Here is a 2,894-nt window from a genome sequence, read left to right as displayed (position 1 = left end):
CCGAAAGGACTTGTGTCTACGGCGCCTGCCTCCGGTAAGATATTGCGTAGTAATTGCTGTTGAGCCATGTTGTTACTTCTGCCGATGGCCTTGAGCGGATCGCGCAGCACAGCTCTACCAACCTCCATGACGTCGCTCACCACTCGTTGATCGCAACTGCGTTCCGCCCCCCAGAAATTCAAGGCAGCCCATTTTGGGAAACTACAAGGGAGTGCTAGAAGCTGCGTTTCTGGCTCGCGTGTCACCAATGGAATGTTATAATCCAACAGCGAGCAGATGCCACCCGCTGAATGCAGTAGCGTTATCTGCGCATGCCAGGATGGCACCACCGTCTCTCGGTAGCCAGGCGTACCGGCCTGCCGGCTCAGGAAGGCACGTAACGGGCTGCCGGGTTCGCTGTCTTCTTGCAATAGGATCCAGGCATTCTCGCTCTTATCCTCGTTGACTCTGCGCGTGGCGCCGACGAGCCGACGCTGCGTTGCCACGATGTTATGCTGGCGCACACGCTCGGGATGGTGCCCGCTGTCGACGACGAAGGCGCAGTCTAATTCTCCGGCGTCAAGTAGACTGGCAAGCACCGCATCGGCAATCACCGGCCGCGTGACAAAAGTGTCTTGCGGAAACTCTTCGCCTAAGGCGAACAAGATTTCAGTGATGAGGGGATCGCCAATCGATGCCGAAAAGCCTATTGCTACGCGCCTACCACCCTCCTGACGCTTGGTCGTGACCTCCTCTCGGCGTCGAACCAAATCTCCCCATATCGCCAGGATCTGTCGCGCTATCTTTTCCAGACGTATCGCATGCGGTGTGGGCACAAGTATGCCGTTTCCTTTGAAGAACAAGGGGTCACCGGTGATCTCGCCCAAGCGATCGAGACTATAGGACACCGTGCTCACGCTGCGCTGGGTGCATGCTGCGACAGCCCCCAGGTTACGGTACTCCATAACGAGAACAAAGACTTGCAATAGCTTCGTGTTAACATGACGAATTTCCGATAGCGTAGTATTGGACATTCTACCAATATCACCATGCAATGGTGACGCGAGTCTAAAGGACGGGATGGGTATCCAAAAGAAAGATAGACATAAGTCTGGTCCCGTGAATTGATCTGAATCAAAACTTTGCAGACGTCGAAAGATCCTCGTGCACCCCCGGCGTCAGAATTGTTGTCGTGTCACCTGATTTCGATTGACCCAGTCTGGGGGCGGTAGAGTCAGAGTGAATGAGAGCCTATTCAGCAGAGAGAAAGGAAGCGCTGTTGCTCCGCATGATGCCTCCCGAGAACGCGTTGGTGTCAGCGCTGGCAAGGGAGACGGGGATCACGGAGCAGACGCTGTATGCTTGGCGTCGACAGATGAAAGCGCAAGGAGTCCCGGTGCCGGGAGATGGAAAGAACCCCGAGGTCTGGTCCTCGGAAGACAAGTTTGCGGTGGTACTGGAAACCGCGCCGCTCAATGAGGCGGAATTGGCCGAGTATTGCCGCCGCAAGGGTCTTTACGCGGAGCAGATCGCTGCTTGGCGCGAGGCCTGTCGCTCGGCCAATGCCAACGCCGGTGAGCAGGCGCGAGAGCAACTGCTCCAGTCCAAAGGCGACAAGAAGCGTATCCAGCAGCTTGAAAAGGAATTACAGCGCAAGGAGAAGGCGCTGGCGGAAGCGGCCGCGTTGTTGATCCTGAGAAAAAAAGTCCAGGCGATCTGGGGAGAAAAAGAGGACGACTGATCAGCGTCCCAGATCGCCGGTTGTGTATATCGTTGATTCGTGAGGCAGAACGCTCTGGCTGCCGGCTGGCGCAGGCTTGCGACGAGTTGGGTCTGAGCTTGCGCACCTTCCAGCGCTGGGTTCGGGAAGGCGACGAGGTGGTCGCAGATGCTCGCACCACCACTGAGCGGCCAGCGCCAGCCAACAAGCTAAGCGAGGCGGAACGCCAGCAGATTCTTGCCGTGGCCAACAGCGTGGAGTTTGCCAGTTTGCCGCCCAGCCAGATCGTACCGACGCTGGCGGACCGCGGCCAGTACGTGGCCTCGGAGTCGAGCTTTTATCGTGTCTTGCGTAGCGCGTCGCAGCAGCATCACCGCGGTCGTGCGCGCAAGCCCTCGGCCCGGGTGGTGACCAGCCATTGCGCCACCGGTGAAGTGCATCGGGCGGAGTCGGCGGAACTGGCGGCGCTGCTCATGCGGCGAGCCAGTTTGGCCGAAGGTCTGGCTGGACGTCCTCTGGTTCTGCACTCGGATAACGGCAGTCCAATGAAGGGCGCGACGATGCTGGCCACCCTGGAAAACCTGGGGGTGGTCGCTTCGTTCAGCCGGCCGCGCGTGAGCAATGACAACCCCTACGCGGGGTCGCTGTTCCGGACCTGCAAATACCGGCCGGACTACCCGCACCAGGCGTTCGACAGCGTGGACGAGGCACGCGCATGGACGCAGCGATTCGTGCGTTGGTACAACCATGAGCACAAGCCTAGTGCACTGAAATTCGTCACGCCGGCGCAGCGCCACAGTCGCCTCGCCCCGGTGGTGCTGGCGCACCGTGAAGCGGTCTATGCTGAGGCTAAGGCCAGAACGCCTGCGCGTTGGTCAGGGCCGACGCGGAACTGGAGTTTGGCCGACGAAGTCTGGCTCAATCCGGAGCAGATGGAGCTAGCAGAACTAAAGCAGGTTGCGTAAGGTGACGTGACAACTACGTTGACAATCGCCGTGCATGCGGGGCCGCTCATTGAATCGGCGGATTGTTATGCGTTTAGGTTCAAATACAAGCCAACGCCGGGGAAAGCGGCAAGAGCTCGCAAAGAGATTGCTTCGCTCTGGCCAGGTTTGCGTTAAACAATCGAACATGAATTTTCTGGACTGCTTTTCGAAGGGTTTTATCTCCGTGGCATCAGGCACCTTGGAGACCG

At 58.5% G+C, this 2,894-nt stretch carries 2 protein-coding genes; one reads left to right on the top strand and one right to left on the bottom strand.

Annotation, left to right across the window (positions count from 1 at the left end):
• On the bottom strand, window positions 1-1,013 hold a 1,013-nt coding region (locus tag MKD38_RS30340), incomplete at its 3' end, for a LysR family transcriptional regulator (protein WP_012354595.1).
• Between the two features lie 209 nt (window positions 1,014-1,222).
• Here MKD38_RS30340 and MKD38_RS30335 point away from each other — a divergent pair.
• A protein-coding gene (locus tag MKD38_RS30335; RefSeq protein WP_240074694.1) for an IS3 family transposase occupies window positions 1,223-2,664 on the top strand; the annotation gives its coding sequence in 2 pieces (ribosomal slippage) (window positions 1,223-1,685 and window positions 1,685-2,664; 1,443 coding nt in all).
• The last annotated feature ends 230 nt before the right edge of the window (window positions 2,665-2,894 follow it).

Origin of the sequence: Cupriavidus sp. WGlv3, from assembly GCF_023952475.1 — a bacterium.
Classification (GTDB): domain Bacteria; phylum Pseudomonadota; class Gammaproteobacteria; order Burkholderiales; family Burkholderiaceae; genus Cupriavidus; species Cupriavidus phytorum.
The sequence above is the reverse complement of the archived record's forward strand: the minus strand, read 5'-3'. Positions and strand labels throughout refer to the sequence as shown.